Annotated in this window: 21 protein-coding genes; 11 read left to right on the forward strand and 10 right to left on the reverse strand. The window is 67.7% G+C overall.

Translation table 11 applies throughout. The features are described 5' to 3' along the window. Window positions 1-19: 19 nt before the first annotated feature. Window positions 20-1,456, reverse strand: coding sequence for a CCA tRNA nucleotidyltransferase (locus A5750_RS24335; protein WP_066951146.1), 1,437 nt, complete (start codon window positions 1,454-1,456; stop codon window positions 20-22). A gap of 245 nt (window positions 1,457-1,701) precedes the next feature. Between A5750_RS24335 and A5750_RS24340 the strand changes: the two genes are divergently transcribed. The 10 genes from A5750_RS24340 to A5750_RS24385 all read left to right on the forward strand — a co-directional run bounded on the left by A5750_RS24340 (window position 1,702) and on the right by A5750_RS24385 (window position 13,290). Beyond that, window positions 1,702-1,944, forward strand: coding sequence for a hypothetical protein (locus A5750_RS24340; RefSeq protein ID WP_067266529.1), 243 nt, complete (start codon window positions 1,702-1,704; stop codon window positions 1,942-1,944). A gap of 115 nt (window positions 1,945-2,059) precedes the next feature. After that, on the forward strand, window positions 2,060-2,251 hold the full coding sequence (locus tag A5750_RS26695; protein ID WP_082959206.1) for a hypothetical protein: 192 nt from the start codon (window positions 2,060-2,062) through the stop codon (window positions 2,249-2,251). Window positions 2,252-2,340: 89 nt separating this feature from the next. Then, complete coding sequence (locus tag A5750_RS24350) at window positions 2,341-3,075, forward strand: NUDIX hydrolase (RefSeq protein ID WP_066951137.1); 735 nt, start codon at window positions 2,341-2,343, stop codon at window positions 3,073-3,075. Continuing rightward, window positions 3,072-5,465: a hypothetical protein gene (locus A5750_RS24355; protein WP_067266360.1), complete on the forward strand. Its 2,394-nt coding sequence runs from the start codon at window positions 3,072-3,074 to the stop codon at window positions 5,463-5,465. Before A5750_RS24350 ends, A5750_RS24355 begins: the two co-directional genes overlap by 4 nt. Beyond that, a complete protein-coding gene (locus tag A5750_RS24360; protein ID WP_067266362.1) occupies window positions 5,462-9,091 on the forward strand; it encodes a murein biosynthesis integral membrane protein MurJ in 3,630 nt (1,209 codons plus the stop codon). Before A5750_RS24355 ends, A5750_RS24360 begins: the two co-directional genes overlap by 4 nt. A 65-nt stretch (window positions 9,092-9,156) precedes the next feature. Next, window positions 9,157-9,768, forward strand: a complete 612-nt coding sequence (sigM, locus tag A5750_RS24365; protein WP_066951126.1) for an RNA polymerase sigma factor SigM — start codon at window positions 9,157-9,159, stop codon at window positions 9,766-9,768. Further along, on the forward strand, window positions 9,761-10,489 hold the full coding sequence (locus A5750_RS24370) for a hypothetical protein (RefSeq protein ID WP_067266365.1): 729 nt from the start codon (window positions 9,761-9,763) through the stop codon (window positions 10,487-10,489). Before sigM ends, A5750_RS24370 begins: the two co-directional genes overlap by 8 nt. A gap of 90 nt (window positions 10,490-10,579) precedes the next feature. After that, the gene (gene trxB, locus A5750_RS24375; protein ID WP_067266369.1) at window positions 10,580-11,587 is read left to right on the forward strand and encodes a thioredoxin-disulfide reductase; all 1,008 of its coding nucleotides are present in this window, start codon (window positions 10,580-10,582) and stop codon (window positions 11,585-11,587) included. Beyond that, window positions 11,584-11,934: a thioredoxin gene (gene trxA / locus A5750_RS24380; RefSeq protein ID WP_066951113.1), complete on the forward strand. Its 351-nt coding sequence runs from the start codon at window positions 11,584-11,586 to the stop codon at window positions 11,932-11,934. Before trxB ends, trxA begins: the two co-directional genes overlap by 4 nt. A 135-nt stretch (window positions 11,935-12,069) precedes the next feature. Then, window positions 12,070-13,290 carry an N-acetylmuramoyl-L-alanine amidase gene (locus A5750_RS24385; protein ID WP_066951108.1) on the forward strand — a complete coding sequence of 407 codons (1,221 nt, stop codon included), beginning with the start codon at window positions 12,070-12,072 and terminating at the stop codon, window positions 13,288-13,290. Here A5750_RS24385 and A5750_RS24390 read toward each other — a convergent pair. The 9 genes from A5750_RS24390 to rpmH form a co-directional block, all read right to left on the reverse strand. Continuing rightward, window positions 13,287-14,039: an acetyltransferase gene (locus A5750_RS24390; protein WP_066951104.1), complete on the reverse strand. Its 753-nt coding sequence runs from the start codon at window positions 14,037-14,039 to the stop codon at window positions 13,287-13,289. The genes A5750_RS24385 and A5750_RS24390 overlap by 4 nt on opposite strands. A 255-nt stretch (window positions 14,040-14,294) precedes the next feature. Next, window positions 14,295-15,278 (reverse strand): ParB/RepB/Spo0J family partition protein, encoded by a 984-nt coding sequence (locus A5750_RS24395; protein ID WP_066951100.1) that lies wholly within the window; start codon window positions 15,276-15,278, stop codon window positions 14,295-14,297. Window positions 15,279-15,301: 23 nt separating this feature from the next. After that, complete coding sequence (locus A5750_RS24400) at window positions 15,302-16,270, reverse strand: ParA family protein (RefSeq protein WP_082948193.1); 969 nt, start codon at window positions 16,268-16,270, stop codon at window positions 15,302-15,304. After that, entirely contained in the window at window positions 16,267-16,992 is a 726-nt protein-coding gene (rsmG, locus tag A5750_RS24405) for a 16S rRNA (guanine(527)-N(7))-methyltransferase RsmG (protein ID WP_067266371.1), read from the reverse strand. The genes A5750_RS24400 and rsmG overlap by 4 nt, the downstream gene beginning before the upstream one ends. Window positions 16,993-17,053: 61 nt before the next feature. Then, window positions 17,054-17,614 carry a R3H domain-containing nucleic acid-binding protein gene (locus tag A5750_RS24410; protein ID WP_066951085.1) on the reverse strand — a complete coding sequence of 187 codons (561 nt, stop codon included), beginning with the start codon at window positions 17,612-17,614 and terminating at the stop codon, window positions 17,054-17,056. Window positions 17,615-17,693: 79 nt separating this feature from the next. Further along, on the reverse strand, window positions 17,694-18,803 hold the full coding sequence (yidC, locus tag A5750_RS24415) for a membrane protein insertase YidC (protein ID WP_156659367.1): 1,110 nt from the start codon (window positions 18,801-18,803) through the stop codon (window positions 17,694-17,696). After that, window positions 18,787-19,128 (reverse strand): membrane protein insertion efficiency factor YidD, encoded by a 342-nt coding sequence (yidD, locus tag A5750_RS25645; RefSeq protein ID WP_082948194.1) that lies wholly within the window; start codon window positions 19,126-19,128, stop codon window positions 18,787-18,789. The genes yidC and yidD overlap by 17 nt, the downstream gene beginning before the upstream one ends. Then, a complete protein-coding gene (gene rnpA / locus A5750_RS24420; protein ID WP_066951077.1) occupies window positions 19,125-19,487 on the reverse strand; it encodes a ribonuclease P protein component in 363 nt (120 codons plus the stop codon). The genes yidD and rnpA overlap by 4 nt, the downstream gene beginning before the upstream one ends. 23 nt (window positions 19,488-19,510) lie before the next feature. Continuing rightward, window positions 19,511-19,654 (reverse strand): 50S ribosomal protein L34, encoded by a 144-nt coding sequence (gene rpmH, locus A5750_RS25650; RefSeq protein ID WP_073880743.1) that lies wholly within the window; start codon window positions 19,652-19,654, stop codon window positions 19,511-19,513. Window positions 19,655-20,205: 551 nt separating this feature from the next. Here rpmH and dnaA point away from each other — a divergent pair. Then, window positions 20,206-21,738, forward strand: coding sequence for a chromosomal replication initiator protein DnaA (gene dnaA / locus A5750_RS24425; RefSeq protein WP_066951372.1), 1,533 nt, complete (start codon window positions 20,206-20,208; stop codon window positions 21,736-21,738). The last annotated feature ends 168 nt before the right edge of the window (window positions 21,739-21,906 follow it).

The following is a 21,906-nucleotide window of genomic DNA, read 5'->3' on the forward strand; positions in this document are numbered from 1 at the left end:
ATGGGACGCGAGATCACCGTTACGGGTTCCCGCGCGATTGCCACCAGCTCAGCAGTTCCGCGGTCGCCTCTTCGGTCGTCAACGGCCCGCGCTCCAGGCGCAGCTCTTTGAGGAAGCGCCATGCCTCGCCGACCTGCGGGCCGGCGGGAATGTCGAGCAGCTTCATGATCTGGTTGCCGTCCAGGTCCGGGCGGACGCGGGCCAGATCCTCTTGGGCGGCCAGCTCGGCGATCCGCGCCTCCAGCCGGTCATAGCTGGCCTGCAGCCGCGCGGCCCGGCGCTTGTTACGCGTCGTGCAGTCGGCGCGCACCAGCTTGTGCAGTCGCGGCAGCAGCGGCCCGGCATCGGTGACGTAGCGGCGCACCGCGGAATCGGTCCACTTCCCCTCGCCGTAGCCGTGGAACCGCAGGTGCAGATACACCAGCTGGGAGACGTCGTCGACCATCTGTTTGGAATACTTCAACGCCCGCAATCGCTTTCGGGCCATCTTGGCGCCGACGACTTCGTGGTGGTGGAAACTCACGCCGCCGTTGGCTTCGTGCCGCCTGGTGGCCGGCTTGCCGATGTCGTGGAGCAGCGCGGCCCAGCGCAGCACCAGATCCGGCCCGTCATCCTCGAGGGCGATCGCCTGCCGCAGCACCGTCAGCGAATGCTGGTAGACGTCCTTGTGCTGATGGTGTTCGTCGATGGCCATCTGCATCCCGCCGACCTCGGGCAGCACCACCCCACCCATGCCGGACTGCACCAGCAGGTCGATGCCGGAGACGGGGTCGTCGCCGAGAAGCAACTTGTCCAGCTCGGCGGCCACCCGCTCGGCGCTGATCCGGGCCAGCTCGGGAGCCATCTCCTCGATCGCCTCGCGCACCCGCGGGGCGACGGCGAAGCCGAGCTGCGAGACGAACCGCGCCGCGCGCAGCATCCGCAGCGGATCGTCGCCGAACGACACCGACGGAGCCGCCGGGGTGTCCAGCACCCGCTCGCGCAGCGCCGCCAAACCGCCGAGGGGATCGAGGAATTCACCCGGCCCGTCGGGCGTGATGCGCACGGCCATCGCGTTTGCCGTGAAATCGCGGCGCACCAAATCGTCTTCGAGGCGTTCGCCATACTGCACCGCAGGTTTCCGCGAGACCTGGTCGTAGGCGTCGGCGCGGAACGTGGTGATTTCCAAGCGATGCTCGCCCTTGCCCACACCCACGGTGCCGAAATCGATGCCGGTGTCCCACAAGTTATCGGCCCACCGCCGCAAGATCTCTTGGATCTGCTCCGGGCGGGCGTCGGTGGTGAAGTCCAAGTCGGGACTGAGCCTGCCCAGCACGGCATCTCGCACCGAGCCGCCGACGAGGTACAACTCGTGCCCCGCCGCGTCGAACGCCGAGCCCAGCTCGCGCAACATGGGCGCCTGTTGATTCAGGGCGACCGCGGCGGCGGCAAGCAGCTCGACATCGGCTTCGGACACGTTCGATCAGCGTAGTCGGCCGGGGCCGAAAAGCCCGTGTGAGGAGGCTCGCACGGGCTCGCGCCATCACCGGCACGCGCCCAAGGTGAATTGACCGGCCGACGTGCGGTAGTAGCGTCACGCGCCACGGGAAGGATCCGAAAGCAGCAAATATGCCGAGTTCTGAGCCAATGAATTTCTTCGACGCCCGCGCTTGGCGCACGGCGACATGGTCGGCACCCTTTGTCGTTCAACTGATACTGGCAATGTTGCTCGTCGCGATGTGGCTGCTGGGTAAGTGGCCGTTCGACACACGTGGTGCGTATGCCGGTGAGCGCGCATGGATGCTGACTTCCACCGCCCTGACGACGTTGGTGTCGCTACTTATCGGCGCCGCGTTCCTGAGGTCGACGTCACCACGTAATCGTGGTCTTGGCATCAGCATCTTGAGCTGTTCGGCCGTCGTGCTCGCTGGCGGAACGGCTTTCGCTTATCTTGTCCTGCGCTGAAAGGCCACCGATGACCGACCGACCTCTAGTCAATCGCTATGGGGCCCTGACTTTCGCAGTAGCGATAGCCCACGTCTTCGCGGTGGATTTCGTCACCTGGCTCTTTGTTTTGCCCATGTGGCCCTTGGTGATTGTCGTTCTGCCGGTGACGCTGGCATACATCGGCGTCAGCGCCCTCATCGCGCGGACATCGGGCAGATGCGGTCAGATCGGCCGCGGAATGATGATCGGCAGCCTGTCGGGGCCACTCTCGCTGGTGATCTTCATTCCCGCTTTTGTTATCGCCGCGGCAATCGGCCCGATCTGACCAGACATACTCGGACCTGAGGCATCGCGCGCCCCGCTAGCGGCGAGTATGTCCTGGGAGCGGATGGCGTGCCAGCTACTATCGCTTGGGTGTCGGACGGCGAACAAGGCAAGCCACGCAGGCGCCGGGGGCGGCGGCGCGGTCGTGGCGCTGCGAGTTCTACCGAGAACCAGACGAACGGCCAAGCCCCCGCCGACTCGACGCCGACGAAATCGCGCCGATCCCGTTCGCCTCGCCGCGGACCGGACCGGCTGCGGACCGTGCACGAAACCTCCGCCGGAGGACTGGTCATCGACGGGCTCGACGGGCCCCGGGACTCTCAGGTCGCGGCACTCATCGGCCGCATCGATCGCCGGGGACGAATGCTTTGGTCGTTGCCCAAGGGGCACATCGAACTCGGTGAGACCGCAGAGCAGACCGCTATAAGGGAAGTCGCCGAAGAGACCGGCATCCGCGGCAGCGTGCTGGCCGCGCTCGGACGCATCGACTACTGGTTCGTCACCGACGGCCGCCGGGTCCACAAGACCGTGCACCACTATTTGATGCGCTTCTCCGGCGGCGAGCTGTCCGACGAGGACCTCGAGGTGGCCGAGGTGGCCTGGGTGCCGATGCACGAGCTGCCGTCGAAGCTGGCCTACGCCGACGAACGTCGACTGGCCCGAGTGGCCCACGAGCTGATCGACAAGCTCCAAAACCACGGCCCCGCCGCCCTGCCGCCGCTCCCACCGACCTCTCCCCGACGCCGCCCGCAGACGCACTCGCGCACCCGGCATGCCGACAAGCCGGCGACCAGCCGGAAGAACGGCCACGGGCCAGGGCCGTGACGGCGCCCCGACTCTGCTTGTTACGCCTCGCGGCGGTGATCGGCATCGTGGCCGGGTTCGCGATGCTCACCGCGCCCGTCATGCCGCGCGCGGGCGCAGGCGAGCCGGGCGTGACACCGTTCGTCCGCGTCCGCATCGACCAGGTCACCCCGGATGTGGTCACCACGTCCAGCCAACCCGTCGTCACCGTCAGCGGCATGGTGACCAACATCGGCGACCGCCCCGTCCGCGACGTCATGGTCCGCCTCGAACACGCCGGGGCGGTCACCGCGTCCACGGGATTGCGGACCACCTTGGACGGCGAGACCGACGGGTATCAGCCGGCCGCCGATTTCCTGACGGTCGCTCCAGAACTGCAACGCGGCCAAGAAGCCGGCTTCACGCTGTCGGCGCCGCTGCGCTCGTTGACTAAACAGTCCCTGGGTGTCGAGAAGCCCGGCATCTACCCGGTCCTGGTCAACGTCAATGGCACACCCGATTACGGCGCCCCCGCCAGGCTCGACAACGCGCGCTTCCTGTTGCCGGTGGTCGGTGTACCCCCTGACCAGGGCAGTGATCTGGGCTCCGCCGTCGCGCCCGACACCTCCAAACCCGTGTGGATCACCATGTTGTGGCCATTGGCCGACCGGCCCCGGCTGGCCCCCGGCGTGCCCGGCGGCACCATTCCCGTGCGCCTGGTCGACGACGACCTGGCCACCTCTCTGGCCAGCGGCGGCCGGCTCGACATCTTGCTGTCCGCGGCCGAAGTAGCCACCAGCCACGACGTCGACCCGGACGGCGCGGTCGGCCGGGCGTTGTGTTTGGCCGTCGACCCCGACCTGCTCGTCACCGTCAACGCGATGACCGCCGGCTATGTGGTGACCGATCCGCCCGAGGGCCCCGGTCAGCTTCCGGGCACTCTGACCCACCCGGGTGCCGGACAGGCCGCAGCGACCGAATGGCTCAACCGGCTGCGTGCCCTGGCCCGCCGCACCTGTGTCGCGCCGTTCCCCTACGCGCAGGCCGACCTGGACGCCCTGCAACGCGTCAACGACCGCGGGCTGAGCGCCGCGGCGACCACTGACGTCAACAGCATCGTCGACCGCATCCTGGACGTGCCGTCCGTGCGCGGCGCCACTCTGCTGCCCGATGGCCCGCTGACCAACCGCGCGGTCAACCTGCTCGGCGCCAACGAAGCCACCGTCGCCGTTGCCGCCGCCGACCTGTCCGCCTCCGATGCGCAGGGATCCTCCGATGCCACCGTCGACACCGCACCGCGGCGGCTGTCCCCGCAAGTGGTGGTCGCGCCGTTCGACCCGGCGGTTGGGGCCGCGCTGGCCGGGGCGGGAAACTCTCCCGCCGCCCCAACCTACCTGGACTCGTCGCTGACGGTCCGGCTCGCGCATGACTCGGCGACCGCACGCCGCCAGGACGCATTGGGCTCCATGTTCTGGCACGCCTTGCGCCACGATGACGCGCCCCGCACCCAGATCCTGGTCCCGCCGGCGACGTGGAATTTGCAGGCCGACGACGCCCACGTGATCTTGACCGCGCTCACCACCACCATCCGGTCCGGTCTCGCGGTACCGCGGCCGCTGCCGGCGGTGGTTGCCGAGGCCAACCAGGCTGGACAAGCCGGTACGGAGCAGTCCGAGCCGGCCGGGGCATACACCTCCGTGCGCGGCCGATTCGGCGACGACGTGACCGCCGCCGTGGCCGGCCAGGTCGGCCGGCTGTGGGGTCTGACGTCGGCGCTGAGCACCGACGAGCGCACCGGGCTGACCGGCATCCAGTACACCGCGCCGCTGCGCGAAGACATGCTGCGCGCGCTCAGCCAGTCCGAACCGCCCGACACCCGCAACGGAATGGCCCAGCAGCGTTTGGCCGTCGTCGGCAAGACGATCAACGACCTGTTCGGCGCGGTCACGATCGTCAACCCTGGCGGTTCCTACACCCTGGCCACCGAGCACAGCCCCCTACCGCTCGCGCTGCACAACGGCCTGGCCGTCCCCATCCGGGTGCGGCTGCAGGTCGACGCCCCACCGGGGATGACAGTCACCGACGTTGGCCAGATCGAATTGCCGCCCGGATACCTGCCGCTGCGGGTGCCGATCGAAGTGAACTTCACCCAGCGGGTCGCCATCGACGTGACGCTGCGAACCCCGGAGGGCTTGCGGCTGGGTGAGCCGGTTCGCCTGTCGGTGCATTCCAACGCCTACGGCAAGGTGCTGTTCGCCATCACCATGACCGCTGCCGCCGTGCTGATGTTGCTGGCCGGCCGGCGCCTGTGGCACCGCTTCCGCGGCCAACCCGACCGCGCCGACCTGGACCGGCCGGACCCGCCCGGAGCCAGATCCGCGCACGCGGACGACCACACCGACGATCGGGTCGAGCAAGAGCATCGAGTATGAAACCCGCCCACCGGCAGGCCGCACCGCAACATCCCCGCCCGGCACAGCCGCCGCGGCGCCCCCGAAGCACGGGCTCGCCACCGACGGGTCCGCTGCCGCCCGTCCCAGCGGGGATCGATCGTCGGCGACCCGAACTTTCCGACGCCGCGCTGGTATCGCGGTCATGGGCGATGGCGTTCGCCACGCTGGTCAGCCGGCTGACCGGCTTCGCCCGGGTCGTGCTCCTGGCGGCCATCTTGGGCGCCGCGCTATCCAGCGCGTTCTCGGTGGCCAATCAGCTGCCGAACCTGGTGGCGGCGCTGGTGCTCGAGGCGACCTTCACCGCCATTTTCGTGCCGGTGCTGGCTCGCGCCGAGCAGAGCGACCCCGACGGCGGAGCCGCGTTCGTGCGGCGCCTGGTCACATTGACAACCGCGCTGCTGGTCCTGGCGACCGTGCTGTCGGTGCTTGCCGCTCCGCTGCTGGTGCGGCTGATGCTCGGCCGCACCCCGCAGGTCAACGAGCCGCTGACCACCGCGTTCGCCTACCTCTTGCTCCCCCAGGTGCTCGCCTACGGCCTGACGTCGGTGTTCATGGCGATCCTCAACACCCGCAACGTGTTCGGGCCGACGGCGTGGGCGCCGGTGGTCAACAACGTCGTCGCGCTCGCGACCTTGGCGGTGTACGCGGCGGTGCCGGGCGAACTGTCGGTCGACCCCGTGCGGATGGGCAACACCAAGCTGTTGGTCCTCGGCATCGGTACCACGCTGGGCGTCTTCGCGCAGACCGCGGTGCTGCTGGCGGCGCTGCGGCGCCAGCGGGTCGACCTGCGCCCCCTATGGGGAGTCGACGAGCGCCTCAAGCGATTCGGCACGATGGCCGCCGCGATGGTGCTCTACGTGCTGATCAGCCAGCTCGGCCTGGTGGTCGGCAACCAGATCGCCAGCACGGCGGCCGCCTCGGGGCCCGCGATTTACAACTACACCTGGCTGGTCCTGATGCTGCCGTTCGGCATGATCGGCGTGACCGTGCTGACCGTGGTGATGCCGCGGCTGAGCCGCAACGCCGCCGCCGACGACACCAAGGCCGTGCTCGCCGACCTGTCGCTGGCCACCCGCCTGACGTTGATCACGCTGATCCCGATCGTCGCGTTCATGACGGTCGGCGGTCCAGCGATCGGCAGCGCGCTGTTCGCCTACGGCCACTTCGGCGGAGTCGACGCCGGATACCTGGGCGCCGCGATCGCCCTGTCGGCGTTCACGCTGATCCCCTACGGGCTGGTGCTGCTGCAGCTGCGCGTCTTCTACGCGCGCGAACAGCCCTGGACGCCGATCGTCATCATTCTTGTCATCACGGCGGTCAAGATCGTCGGATCCGTGCTGGCGCCGCACCTCACCGGCGACCCCAAGCTAGTAGCCGGTTATCTGGGGCTGGCGAACGGGATCGGTTTTCTTGCCGGCGCGGTCATCGGTTACCTCCTGCTGCGGCGCACCCTGCTGCCGGCGGGCGGCCACCTGATCGGCAGAGGTGAGCTGCGCACCATCCTGGTCACGCTCACCGCCTCGATGCTGGCCGGTCTGGTGGCCCATGTGGCCGACCGGTTGGCGGGACTGGACCGGCTGACCGCGCACGGCGGCGGCGCGGGTTCCTTGCTGCGCCTGCTCATCCTGGCCGTCATCATGCTGCCGATCATGGCGACGGTGATGCTCCGCGCGCGTGTCCCGGAGGCGCAGGCCGCACTGGACGCCGTCAGACGCCGCTTCGGGGGCCATGCTGTGCTGTCCCGCAAATCGATGACCCCGGATAGATCGTCCGGCCGGTCCCCGGTCACGTACCCTGAGCAGAGGAATTCGTCCCCGCCTGGGGTAAATGTGGTCCAGGAGCCGATCCGGCGCAGACCTCCGGAGCGGGCAATCCCAGCCCGGCTAGCGAAAGGACCGGAGGTGACCGACCGCCCTGTCGAGAGTGCCGCGTCGGGTGCCGAGCTGCCACGACCGGTTGCCGACGACTTCCAACCCGACATCCCCGCCGACCCCGCCGACCGCCCGTCCGAGCCGGCGGCGCCGCGCCCGTCCGACCAGCGCAACGGCGACGTTGCGCCCGAGTCGCGCGGCGGTCCGGCCCCGTTTGATGCGCCCCGCGACCGCGGCGGGGACCCGGCAGGTGACGACGTCCATTTGGTTCCCGGCGCGCGCATCGCCGGCGGCCGGTATCGCCTGCTGGTCTTCCACGGCGGCGCGCCACCCCTGCAGTTCTGGCAGGCGCTCGACACCGCGCTGGACCGCCAGGTGGCGCTGACCTTCGTCGACCCTGACGGGGCGTTGCCCGACGAGGTGCTGCAGGAAATCCTGTCCCGCACCCTGCGGCTCAGCCGCATCGACAAGCCCGGCATCGCCCGGGTGCTCGATGTGGTCCATACCGGCCACGGCGGCCTGGTCGTCTCGGAGTGGGTGCGGGGCGGTTCGCTGCAGGAGGTGGCCGACACCGCGCCGTCGCCCGTCGGTGCCGTCCGAGCCATGCAATCGTTGGCGGCGGCCGCGGACGCGGCCCACCGCGCCGGTGTCGCGTTATCGATCGACCACCCGAGCCGGGTGCGCGTCAGCATCGAGGGCGACGTCGTGCTGGCGTACCCGGCGACCATGCCCGAGGCCAACCCGCAGGGCGACATCCGCGGCATCGGCGCAGCGCTGTATGCCCTGCTGGTCAATCGGTGGCCACTCGCGGAGTCCACCGTGCGCAGTGGGCTCGCCCCGGCCGAACGCGATTCGACGGGCCAGCCGGTGGAGCCGATGGTTGTCGACCGTGGCATCCCCTTCCAGATTTCGGCCGTCGCGGTCCGCGCGGTTCAGGAAGATGGCGGGATACGCAGCGCGTCAACGCTTTTGAACCTGCTGCAACAAGCGACTGCGGTGGCCGACCGGACCGAGGTGCTGGGTCCGATCGACGATTCGCCGGCGCCCGCCACCGCGCGTGCGGCCGCGGGACAGGACGACGCGGCGCTGGCGCGCCGCCGCCGCAACGTCTTGATCGGCGTGGGCGCGGGCCTTGTCGTCATCGTGGTGGCGCTGTTGGTCCTGGCGTCGGTGGTGAGCAAGATCTTCGGCAACGTCGGCGGCGGCCTCAACAAGGACGAACTCGGGCTGAACGGCCCCTCCTCCTCCACCTCGTCGTCGGCCCCCAGCTCCGCGGCCGCCGGCAGCGTCGTCAAGCCGACCAAAGCGACGGTCTACTCCCCCGACGGCGATGCCGACAACGCGGGCACGGCCGGGCAGGCGATCGACGGTGATCCCTCGACCGCCTGGGCGACCGAGGTCTACACCGACGCGGTTCCGTTCCCCAGCTTCAAGCAGGGTGAAGGCCTGATGCTGCAGCTGCCCAGCGCCACCGTCATCGGGCAGGTCACCATCGACACGCCGAGCAGCGGGACCAAGGTCGAGATTCGGTCGTCGGCCACGGCCTCCCCAGCGTCGCTGAACGACACCACCGTGCTGGCGCCCGCCTTCACGCTCAAGCCGGGTCACAACGTCATCCCGGTCCGGGCGGGTTCGGCGACGTCGAATCTGCTGGTGTGGATCTCGACGCTGGGAACCACCAACGGCAAGAGCCAGGCCGGCTTCTTCGAGATCACGGTCCAGGCCGCTTCCTGACCGCGCTCACAGCGCCCCCGCCGTGGTGAAGTGCCGCCCCGCAGCCGATTGGTTAGTGTCCGGCCGTGGGTTCCCGGGGAGACATCCAGCGCGAACGCAGTGATGCCGAGCTGCTGGCAGCCCACGTCGCCGGCGACCGGCACGCCTTCGGCGAGTTGTTCCTGCGCCACCAGCGACAGCTGCATCGGCTGGCCCGCCTCACCACGCGCACAGCCGAGGACGCCGAGGACGCGTTGCAGGACGCCATGCTCTCGGCGCACCGCGGCGCCGGCGCGTTTCGGCATGACGCCGCGGTCGGCAGTTGGCTGCACCGCATCGTCGTCAACGCCTGCCTGGACCGGCTGCGGCGCACCAAGTCCCACCCGACGATCCCGCTCGAAGACGTCTACCCGGTGCCCGATCGCACGGCCCAGGTCGAGACCGCGATGCTGGTGCAGCGCGCGCTGATGCGGCTTCCCGTCGAGCAGCGGGCCGCGGTGGTCGCCGTCGACATGCAGGGGTACTCGGTGGCCGACACCGCGGCGTTACTGGGCATCGCCGAGGGCACCGTCAAGAGCCGGTGCGCCCGGGCGCGGATGCGCCTCGCCGAGCTTCTCGGCTATCTCAAAGCCGCGCCCGACCTGGGCCCACCCATGGCCGTCAGGCGGCGCATGACGGACACTGGGGCGGATGAGTGAAGCCGATGACGAAGCCGACGAGCCGCCCCTGACGGTCGAGCTTCTCGCCGACCTGCAAGCCGGCCTGCTGGACGACGAAGCCGCGGCCCGCGTGCGGCAACGGGTCCGGGATGACCCGCAGGCCGAGCAGGTTCTGCGCGCCCTCAACCGGGCACGCTGTGACGTCGCCACGCTGGGAGCCGGCCCGGCACCCGACGTCCCGCCCGAGGTCACCACCCGGATCTCGGCGGCGCTGGCCTCGGCTGAGACAGACCAGCCGGTCGCGCACTCGGCCCGGCCCCGGATCCGGCCCGCGCGGGTGGTCGCCGTAGTAGTGGGGGTGGGCGCGCTGCTCGCGGCGGTCGGCGTGGGCACCGCGGCTCTGGTCACCGCTCCGGAGCCTGCCCCCAGCACCCCGGTCACCGCCGAGCACATCACCGTGTCGACCCCGCCGATGGTGGTGCCGCTGTCGCAGGACGAACTACTCGGCCTGCTCAACCAGAGCCCGGATTACGGCCCCCTCGGTGACCCGGCGCGGCGCGCTTCCTGCCTCACCGGCCTCGGCTATCCGGCGTCCACGCAGGTGCTGGGGGCGCGCCGCGTCGAGATCAACGCCCGCCCCGGGGTCGTCCTGGTGGTGGCGGGCGACACTCCCCACAGCCTGGCGGTCTACGCCGTCGCGCTGAACTGCAGCGCCGCCGACACCGGCTTGTTGGCCAACACCGAAATCCCCCGCCCCTAGTGTGGTGACATGGGTGGTCCGACACCCGGGAACAGCCGTGCCTACGCTGGCGTTTGTACGAATCCAGGGACGATCGTTTGAAAGGGTTCTATGACCGCCGACACTGTGCACGACGTCATCATCGTTGGTTCGGGTCCTGCTGGGTACACCGCGGCGTTGTACACGGCGCGGGCGCAGCTGGCGCCGGTGGTGTTCGAAGGGACGTCGTTTGGTGGCGCGTTGATGACCACCACCGAGGTGGAGAATTTCCCGGGTTTTCGTGACGGCATCACAGGTCCCGAGTTGATGGACCAGATGCGTGAACAGGCCCTGCGTTTCGGAGCCGACCTGCGGATGGAAGACGTCGAATCGGTTTCGCTGAACGGCCCGGTCAAGTCGGTGACGACCGCCGAGGGCGAGACCGTCCGCGCCCGGGCGGTCATCTTGGCCATGGGCGCGGCGGCGCGGTATCTGGGGGTGCCCGGTGAGCAGGAGCTGCTGGGCCGCGGGGTGAGTTCGTGCGCGACCTGTGACGGGTTCTTCTTCAGAGACCAAGACATCGCGGTCATCGGTGGCGGGGACTCGGCGATGGAGGAGGCCACGTTCTTGACCCGGTTCGCGCGCAGCGTCACCCTGGTGCACCGCCGCGACGAATTCCGCGCCTCGCGCATCATGCTCGAACGCGCCCGGGCCAACGACAAGATCACCTTCGCGACCAACAAGGCCGTGCTGGGCGTCGAAGGCGATCAGACGGTCACGGGTTTGCGGGTGCGCGACACCCTCACCGGGGAGGAATCCACTCTGCCCGTGACGGGTGTGTTCGTGGCGATCGGTCACGACCCGCGCTCGGAGTTGGTGCGCGATGTTCTCGACACCGACCCCGAGGGCTACGTGCTGGTTCAGGGCCGCACCACGGCCACCTCGATCGAGGGGGTGTTCGCCGCCGGGGACCTGGTGGATCGCACGTACCGCCAGGCGATTACCGCCGCCGGCAGCGGCTGCTCAGCGGCCATCGACGCCGAGCGCTGGCTGGCCGACCATGTCGAATCAAGCTCTGCCGCTCAAAGCGACGCCACCGAATTTCCGGGCAGTACCGAGATGATTGGAGCACCTCAATGACCGCCGAAAAAGCCGGGGCCACAATCGAAGTCTCTGACGCATCGTTCTCCACGGAGGTGTTGTCCAGCAATAAGCCTGTGCTGGTTGATTTTTGGGCGACGTGGTGCGGGCCGTGCAAGATGGTCGCGCCGGTGCTTGAGGAAATCGCGAGCGAGCGCGCCGAGCAGCTCACCATCGCCAAGCTCGATGTGGATGCCAATCCGGAGACCGCGCGCGACTTCCAAGTCGTCTCCATCCCCACCATGATTCTGTTCAAAGACGGCCAGCCGGTGAAGCGGATCGTGGGCGCCAAAGGCAAGGCAGCGCTGCTGCGGGAGCTCTCGGACGCGGTTCCCAACCTCAGCTGATCGCGATTTAAGTTCGCCGCACCACGCCCCGGCGTTCAGCCTGGGGTTTTCCCGAATATGCGAAGCATCTGCGACAATTGCTGTTAGCTGTTGCTCAGATGCGAGCCTGTCAGTGTGTCCCGGAGGGCCTTTGGTATGTCGAGTCCGCGCCGTGAATACGGCGATGCGCTGCGCTGTGGTGACCGCAGCGCAGCTGTGACCGAGATCCGGGCTACGTTGGCAGCGCTAGGGCTGCTGGACGGCGCCGAAGATGATCTCACCACCGGCCGGCATGTGCCCCCCGAGCTGTTCGATATCGAACTCGACCAGGCGGTACGCGCTTTCCAGCAGCACCGCGGCCTGCTGGTGGACGGCATCGTCGGCGAGGCCACCTATAGGGCGCTGAAAGAGGCGTCCTACCGGCTCGGCGCGCGCACGCTGTACCACCAATTCGGTGCCCCGCTCTACGGTGACGACGTCGCCACCCTGCAGGCTCGCCTCCAGGACCTCGGTTTCTACACCGGCCTGGTCGATGGCCACTTCGGGTTGCAGACGCACAACGCGTTGATGTCTTACCAGCGTGAGTACGGGCTCGCCGCCGACGGCATCTGTGGTCCAGAGACATTGCGCTCCTTGTACTTTCTGAGCTCCCGCGTCACGGGCGGCTCACCGCACGCAATTCGCGAGGAGGAGCTGGTCCGCCGATCCGGACCCAAGCTGTCGGGCAAGCGGATCATCATCGATCCGGGCCGCGGCGGCACGGATCACGGCGAGCTCATGCAGGGTCCGTCGGGACCGGTCAGCGAAGCGGATGTGTTGTGGGACTTGGCAAGCCGCCTCGAGGGGCGGATGACCGCCATCGGCATGGAAACCTTCTTGTCACGGCCGGTCAACCGCAGTCCGTCCGACGCCGAACGCGCTGCCACGGCCAACAACGTCGGGGCGGACCTGATGATCAGCCTGCGCTGTGAAAGCCAGCCCAGCCCCGCGGCCAACGGTGTGGCTTCCTTTCATTTCGGAAACTCGCACGGCTCGGTGTCCACGATCGGGCGCAATCTCGCCGACTTCATTCAACGAGAAGTTGTGGCCCGCACCGGGTTACGGGATTGCCGAACCCATGGCCGCACATGGGATCTGCTGCGCCTGACCCGGATGCCCACGGTGCAGGTGGACGTCGGCTACATCACCAATCCACAGGATCGCGCAATGCTGATCTCGACGCAGACCCGCGACGCCATCGCCGAAGGTATCCTCGCCGCGGTCAAGCGGCTCTACCTCCTGGGCAAGAATGACCGGCCCACCGGCACATTCACCTTCGCCGAACTGCTGGCCCACGAACTGTCCGTGGAACGCACCAGCCGGCTCGGCGGCTCCTAGCCGATTTCGGCGCCCTGCAACGCATTTCCTGACGCAGACCCGGCCCCCACCGGCTCTTGCAGTTGTGCGGCTTCCAGCAGGCGCTCCAGTGCCGCCTCGACTTCGGCCTTCCACCCGAGACCCTTGTCCAGCTCGAGGCGCAGCCGCGGAAAGTACGGGTGTGGCGCCACCACGACGAAACCCGCGTCCTGCAGAAACTCCGCATCGATGACGCAGTGGTCCACCGAGCAGTCACCGACGGCCTCCAGCACCGGCCGCACATCAGGCCCCACCGCCAGCGGGTCCTGCAGCTCCGACGCCGCCGGCGTGCGGCCGAAGGCTTCCAGCGCCCGCACTCCGCGTCGAACCAGTTCGTCGATCACCCGGGCAAGCAGCCCGTGCAGCACATCGTCGGCGGCCTGCCCGGGCTCGGTACCCATCGAAGTCAGCAGCACCGCGTCCGCTGAGACCGGCGCGGTGGGAAACCGCTGTGCCCGCGGCACCGCCCGCGGCGGCGCGTAGAACACGTAGCCCAGGCACGGCGGTTCGCTTTGGCTCCGGTCGTCGACGGCGGCCGTCGCGACCTGACCGCACGACCCCCACTCCAGCATGACCATCGACAGCCAGGCTTCCTTCTCGAATTCCGGATCGGCGAGGTGGTCCTGATTACCGAGGGTCGCCGGGTCGACCTCCCAATACACGCAGCGACGCGCATGCTTGGGAAGCTGTTCGAAGGCCTCGAGGCGCAGCGGGGTGATTCGAGCGGACACTAGCCTCCTGGCTCCTGTGCGGTACTGCAGCCAATGGCACCGGCAACCCCTCCAGGATAAGAGAGGAGGTCGCAATCCGGCCAGCTTTGTCGTCGAGGCGCCGATCACGGCGCCGGAACGCTCGATGCGTTACCGTCCAGACCGGTTCGTTATCGAAAATCGTTGAAACTCATGCGGTTTCGTAACACGGCGGGGGCTGTTGCCTATCCGTAACCGCTCCGGTGTCACAGTGACGTAATTACAGGGTATGGCGGGTCAGGCCTTGGCGGTGGTCATCATGTCGATGATTCGTTGCAGATCGTCCACGGAGCCGAATTCCACGACGATCTTCCCTTTGCGTTTGCCCAGGCTGACCGTCACCCGGGTATCGAAGGCGTTCGACAGCCGATCGGCGACTTCCTGGAGGCCCGGCATCTGGATCGGCTTCCGCCGCTGGGGAGACGGCGCGCTCGCGCCGCTCCGATTTGCGAGCGTCACCGCCTCCTCGGTCGCCCGCACCGACAACCCCTCCGCGACGATCCGGCTGGCCAGTTCCTCCTGCGCCTCGGGCCCGGCCTCCAGCGATAGCAGAGCGCGGGCGTGGCCGGCCGACAGCACGCCCGCGGCCACCCGCCGTTGCACCGGAATCGGCAGCTTGAGCAACCGGATCATGTTGGTGATCAGTGGCCGCGAACGGCCGATGCGCGAGGCGAGTTCATCGTGGGTGACGCCGAATTCGTCGAGCAGCTGCTGGTATGCCGCCGCCTCTTCCAAGGGGTTTAGCTGCACCCGGTGGATGTTCTCCAGAAGGGCGTCGCGGAGCAGATTGTCATCGCCCGTCTCGCGCACGATGGTGGGGATGGTGGCGAGCCCGGCCTCTTGCGCGGCCCGCCAGCGCCGCTCCCCCATCACGATCTGATACCGCGGGCCCGTCTTGGCTCCGGGCACCGCCCGCACCACGATGGGCTGCAGCAGACCGAACTCGCGGATGGAGTGCACCAGCTCGGAGAGCGCCTCGTCGTCGAACACCTGCCGCGGCTGACGTGGATTGGGTTCGATGTCGGCGGGTGCGATTTCGCGATACACCGCGCCCGCTGGCGCCAGCTCCGGGCCCGGACCGCCGATCAGCACGTCCGCCGCCGCGTCCCCCATCCGCGGACCGAGGGTCGCGGGGCCGGAGTCACCTTCGGCGGGACCGGTCGGGATCAGCGAAGCCAGGCCGCGGCCGAGGCCGCCCTTCTTGCGTAACGGCTGCGTCATGGTCGTCCCTTCACGGATGGTGGTCAATCGCGTTCGGCGAGTTCACGGCTCGCGTCGAGATAGCTCATCGCCCCGCGCGAACCGGGGTCGTAGTCGATGATGGTCATGCTGTAACCGGGCGCCTCCGAGACTTTGACGCTGCGCGGGATCACCGTGCGCAGCACCTTGGTGCCGAAGTACCGGCGCACCTCTTCGGCGACCTGGTCGGCGAGCTTGGTGCGCCCGTCGTACATGGTGAGCACCACGGTGCTCACGTCGAGCCGCGGGTTGAGGTGGGCCTTCACCATCTCGATGTTGCGCATCAGCTGCGACACACCCTCGAGCGCGTAGTACTCGCACTGGATCGGGATCATCACCTCCGGCGCTGCGACGAGCGCGTTGATGGTCAGCAGTCCCAATGATGGCGGGCAGTCGATGAAGACGTAGTCGAAGTCGAGGTCGTCCAGTTGCGCCAGGGCAGTCCGCAGCCGGTTCTCGCGCGCCACCATGCTGACCAATTCGATCTCGGCGCCCGCCAGGTCGATGGTGGCGGGGACGCAGAAGAGTCGATCGTTATGCGGGCTGCGTCGCAGCGCGTCCTTGACGTCGACCTCACCGATGAGCACCTCGTACGACGAGGGCGTGCCCGATTGCCGGTCGGTGATACCGAGCGCGGTGCTTGCGTTGCCCTGTGGGTCGAGGTCGATGACCAACGTCTTGAGCCCCTGCAGCGCGAGCGCCGCAGCGAGGTTCACCGCCGTGGTGGTCTTGCCGACACCACCTTTCTGGTTGGCAACGGTCAGGACGCGGCGGTGACCCGGCCGGCGCAGCGGCGGATACGTTGTGTGCAGGACCCGCATCGCCCGCTCGGCGGCGGCGCCGATCGGCGTATCGAATTCGTCCGCTGTTTCACGTGAAACATTCGCCGCGGGATCCCCGACAGCCTCCGGCGCTACGGCCGCCTCGGGTGCCTGGACGTGCGCGGCGCTTGGCGATTCTCCCGGATTATTCATCGGTTTCCGGCCTTCCCCGTCCGTGCCGGCTGATGGCGCGGCTGCGTTCCGCGTCGGGCTATCACTACGGTTGCGGGGGGACGCAAATAGGTCGCGCCACATGTCACCACCCTGGCATCAAGAGCGCCCGATGCTGCCATCACACGCCGGTACTGTTCAACTTCGTCGCGTCCGCGCTCGCCCTTGATCGCGAGCATCCGACCGCCCGGCCGCAGCAACGGCATGCTCCACTTCGCCAGCTTGTCCAACGACGCAACCGCTCGTGACACCGCCGCATCCCTTTCCCCGAACTGGTGGCGTACCCACAGTTCCTCGGCACGGCCGCGGACCACTTCGACGGCTAACCCTAGTTGGTCGACGACCTCGCTGAGAAATTCGCTACGGCGCAACAGCGGCTCGAGCAGCACCACGTCCAGATCCGGACGTGCGAGCGCCAGCGGGATTCCGGGCAATCCCGCGCCGCTGCCGATGTCGATGACCCGCTCCCCCGGCTCGAGCAACTCCGCGACCGCGGCGCTGTTGAGGACATGGCGTTCCCAGATGCGCTCCACTTCGCGCGGGCCGAGCAGCCCCCGTTCCACTCCGGCGCCGGCCAGCACCTCCGCGTACCGCCGCGCCAAATCGAGCCGCGCACCGAAGATCGACGCCGCGACGTCCGGCTCCGGCGGGGCGAGTTGGTCCCCGTCGGGTTCGACCGGGCCGACATGTTTCACGTGAAACATCCTCTGCTTTGCCTGGCGCGGAATCGGGGCGCACCGCCGGAACTACACGGCTGTAACTCGGCTAGTCGTGCAGGACGACAACTCTCCGTGCGGGCTCCACGCCCTCGCTCTCGCTGTGCACGCCCGGCACCGCCGCGACGGCATCGTGGACGATCTTGCGCTCGAACGGCGTCATGGGCGCGAGCTCTTCACGTTCGCCGGATTCCAGCACGCGCCGCGCCACCTTGTCGCCCAGGGCCGCCAACTCCTCGCGGCGCCGCCGGCGCCAACTGGCGATGTCGAGCATCAACCGGCTACGGACGCCCGTCTTCTGGTGCACGGCCAGCCGGGTGAGCTCCTGCAGCGCGTCGAGCACCTCGCCGCCGCGGCCCACCAACTTGTTCAAGTCGTCACTACCGTCGATGCTCACGATCGCCCGGTTGCCTTCGACGTCCAGATCGATGTCCCCGTCGAAGTCCAACAGGTCCAACAACTCTTCCAAGTAGTCGCCGGCTATCTCGCCCTCGGCGACCAATCGCTCCTCCTGGTCGTCGAAGTCCTCGGCGCCCTCCTCGGCCGGCCGCTCGGCTTCGAGTTCGGTATCCACGTCCCGTTCGTCGGTGGTGGTGTCTGCGTCGGTCATGTCTTTCTCTCCCTCATCCACGGGTCCCTGCCAATGGGTCGCCCTGCCAGGGCAGCCCGGTATGGCGATGTCTCCCTTGTCAGCGTTTGCGTTTCTTGGGTCGTGCGCCCGGTCGCGGAGTGCGGTTGGGCGTGCCACCGTTTTGTCCACTCGGATTCGGATTGTCCGCCTCGGGCTTCGCCGATGGGACTTCGCCGGCGGCGGCCTCGGAGTCCGCCTCCCCCTCGGCGGCCGTCGACGACCCGTTGCCCACCGGCTGTCCCGGCTTCGGGTTGCGCTTCGGTTTCACCCCGGGCGCCGGCGCGTTGGCCGCCCGGCGCTCCAGCGCTTCTTGCTTCTTGGCCTCGTCCTCTTTTTCGATCATGCTGAACACGTAGTGCTGCTGACCGAATGTCCAGATGTTGTTCGCGAACCAGTACAGGATGATCGCGAGCGGCAGGAACGGACCGCCGACGACCACGCCGAGCGGAAACACATACAGCGCAAGCTTGTTCATCATCGCCGTCTGCGGATTGGCTGCGGCTTCTGCGCTCTGCCGCGCCACCGATGCCCGGCTGTTGAAGTAGGTCGCGATGCCGGCCAGGATCATCACCGGGGCGCCGACCGCGATGACCGCCGGCCGGCTGAAGAAGGTGAACGCGTCCAGCCCCGTCCGCTGCGTCATGAACGCGCCGATCGGTGCGCCGAACAAGTTGGCATCCAGGAAGTGCCCGACATCCGTCGGAGTGAAGACATAGTTTCCGGTGAGGCGGTTCTGCACCACCGACAGGTGCGGCTGACCGAAGCCCCCGGTGGTCCGGTTGAACGACCGCAACACGTGATACAGGCCAATGAACACCGGGATCTGCGCGAGCATCGGCAAGCACCCGAGGATGGGGTTGAACCCGTGCTCGCGTTGCAGCTTCTGCATCTCCAGCGCCATCCGCTGGCGGTCTTTCCCGTACTTCTTCTGCAGCGCCTTGATCTGCGGTTGCAGTTCCTGCATCTGACGGGTGGTGCGGATCTGCCGCACGAAGGGCTTGTACAGCAGCGCTCTCAGGGTGAACACCAGGAACATCACCGACAGCGCCCACGCGAAGAAGTTCGACGGTCCCAGCATCGAGGCGAACAGCTTGTACCAAGCCCACATGATCCACGACACCGGGTAGTAGACGAAGTCGAGGCTAAAGAAATCAAACAAGAGTTCCACTCTCCCCTCGCGCCGCCGGGCGGGCCCAAGCGTCGCTGGCATCTTCGAAGTTCACGTGACATCCCGAGCGCTCCGGGATCGGATCCCATCCGCCCCGATGCCATGGTCCGCACTTGGCAAGCCTGACCACAGCCAACCAACTCCCCCGCATCAAGCCGTACTCGGTCAGCGCGTCGACCGCATACTGGCTGCACGTCGGCACGAAGCGACATGTCGCCGGCCGCAGCGGCGAAACCATGTGCCGGTACAGCTGGATCAGAGAAATCAGGCCCCGCACGGTCGCCGCGCCCAACGGATGGATGGCGCCGCGTGCCGGCGCGGTCACTCTTGCCGTCCCGCCGACTCGAGCGCCCGCCGCAAACCTCGGCGCAACTCCTGTGCCAATCGCTCCGACGACGCGGTCCGACTGCCGGGCAACGCCCGGATCACCAACTGATCGGAATCTTCGAGCTGCCCCAAGATGGATCGCGCCACATGTCGCAGCCGCCGCGACACCCGATGGCGTTCCACGGCCGAGCCCACCGACTTGCCGACAATCAATCCGACCCGCGGAGCCGTCGCGACATCGTGATCGCTCGCCCGCCGGATGTGGACCACGATGTCGGGTTGCCAGGCGCGGACGCCCTGCTTCACCGTCGCGTCAAACTCCGTTGACCGCCTCATGCGGTTGCGTGCGGAAAGCACCGCCGAAAAACCCGACGTTGCGATCAGGCAGATAGCGCGCGGCGCCCCTTACGGCGCCGGCTCGACACAATCGAGCGTCCGGCGCGGGTTCGCATGCGCAACCGGAAGCCATGCACGCGGGCTCGGCGCCGGTTGTTCGGCTGGAAGGTCCGCTTGCCCTTGGCCACGACGTTCTCCTCGTTGTGTCTCGCATTTCCAGCCGGCCGGCCAGACGTCTCGCTCAGGTTCGTCTGCGGGTCGGTCGGAGGTAATCTTGCTGCTGGCCGGCGCGGTCCCCAGGCAGACCTGGGTCGCAGCCGCATCGCCGACTTTCGGGCGACTGTTTGAGGGTACTGACCACGCTTCGCCTGGTCAAACCTGGCCTGCCCCAACGCAGCCCCCGGTCGCGAGTCGCACCGGGCCCAAGGAACCCTAAACAACCCGATTGGAATGCAGCAGAACGGTTGGCAGCCGCACGGAAAACTGTTAGCTTCTGCCAGTGTCGTTTTAGACTGCAACGGCGCTCCACAACGAAGCGAGGATGGTGGGTCGACTAGCTGCCTAGACAGCCGTCAACGGTTTTCTTCCAGCACGGAGATCGCGAGCCGTCGCCGGTAGGTGCGGGTTCGCATACGCTCATCCTGTCCACACCTGTGTATAACTATGTGGACAGTCGCTTTGTTCACCAAGCGTGGTTGTAGCTTGACCCGGGATGCTCGAGAACCAGGGGGATGCGTCGTTGACCGATGACCCCGGTTCAGGGTTCACGACCGTGTGGAACGCGGTTGTTTCCGAACTCAACGGCGAATCCACCCCCGACGGGGTAGTCGCTAACCGCACCACGCTCATCACTCCCCTGACACCACAGCAACGGGCCTGGCTGAACCTGGTGCAGCCGTTGACCATCGTCGAGGGATTCGCGCTGCTGTCGGTGCCGAGCAGTTTCGTCCAGAACGAGATCGAACGTCATCTGCGCGCCCCCATCACCGACGCCCTCAGCCGCCGGCTCGGACAGCAGATCCAGCTCGGGGTGCGCATCGCGCCGCCCGATGACGACGCCGACGATGTTGTGATTCCGCAGGGTGAATCATTTCCCCAAACCGAAGCGCCGTTCGCGGAAGAGGACGCGATCGACGCCGACGAGGCAGACGAGAACGGCGACGGGGCCGAGGGTGCGCCGCAGAGTTGGCCGAACTACTTCACCGAGCGTCCGCACCACGCCGATCCGGCGGTAGCCGGCGGTACGAGCCTGAACCGCCGCTACACCTTCGACACCTTCGTCATCGGAGCCTCCAATCGCTTCGCGCACGCCGCGGCTCTGGCGATCGCCGAGGCACCGGCGCGCGCTTACAACCCGCTCTTCATTTGGGGCGAATCCGGTCTGGGTAAGACGCACCTGCTGCACGCCGCCGGCAACTACGCCCAACGGCTGTTTCCCGGGATGCGGGTCAAGTACGTGTCCACCGAGGAATTCACCAACGACTTCATCAACTCGCTGCGCGACGACCGCAAGGTGGCATTCAAGCGCAGCTACCGCGACGTCGACGTGCTGCTCGTCGATGACATCCAGTTCATCGAGGGCAAGGAAGGTATCCAGGAAGAGTTCTTCCATACCTTCAACACCCTGCACAACGCCAACAAGCAGATCGTCATCTCCTCGGACCGCCCACCCAAACAACTCGCCACCCTCGAAGACCGCTTACGCACCCGGTTCGAGTGGGGCTTGATCACCGACGTCCAGCCGCCCGAACTCGAGACCCGCATCGCGATCTTGCGTAAGAAGGCACAGATGGAGCGGCTCGCGGTCCCCGACGACGTCCTTGAGCTCATCGCCAGCAGCATCGAACGCAACATCCGCGAACTCGAGGGCGCCCTCATCCGCGTTACCGCGTTCGCGTCGTTGAACAAGACGCCGATCGATAAGGCACTGGCCGAGATCGTGCTGCGCGACCTCATCGCCGATGCCAGCACGATGCAGATCAGCGCGGCGACGATCATGGCGGCCACGGCCGAATACTTCGACACCACCGTGGAAGAACTACGCGGCCCAGGCAAGACCCGCGCGCTGGCGCAGTCACGCCAGATCGCGATGTACCTGTGCCGCGAGCTGACCGACCTGTCGCTGCCCAAGATCGGCCAGGCATTCGGTCGTGACCACACCACGGTGATGTACGCGCAGCGCAAGATCTTGTCCGAGATGGCCGAGCGGCGTGAGGTCTTCGATCACGTCAAAGAGCTCACCACTCGCATCCGGCAACGCTCCAAGCGCTGACGCCGGGCCGCTCTGCGCCCTGAGACCGCGGAATTAATTCCAAAAAACTTCTCGCACGTCTGTCACACCCGCCACACGCGGAAGTTGTGCGCAGGACTGTGCACAACGCAATCAAACACCCGTGTACTAAGAGGCGCCGCGTGCACAGGCGTCCTTCCTCCCCAGCGG

It is taken from the genome of Mycobacterium sp. 852002-51613_SCH5001154, assembly GCF_001667425.1.
Lineage (GTDB): Bacteria > Actinomycetota > Actinomycetes > Mycobacteriales > Mycobacteriaceae > Mycobacterium.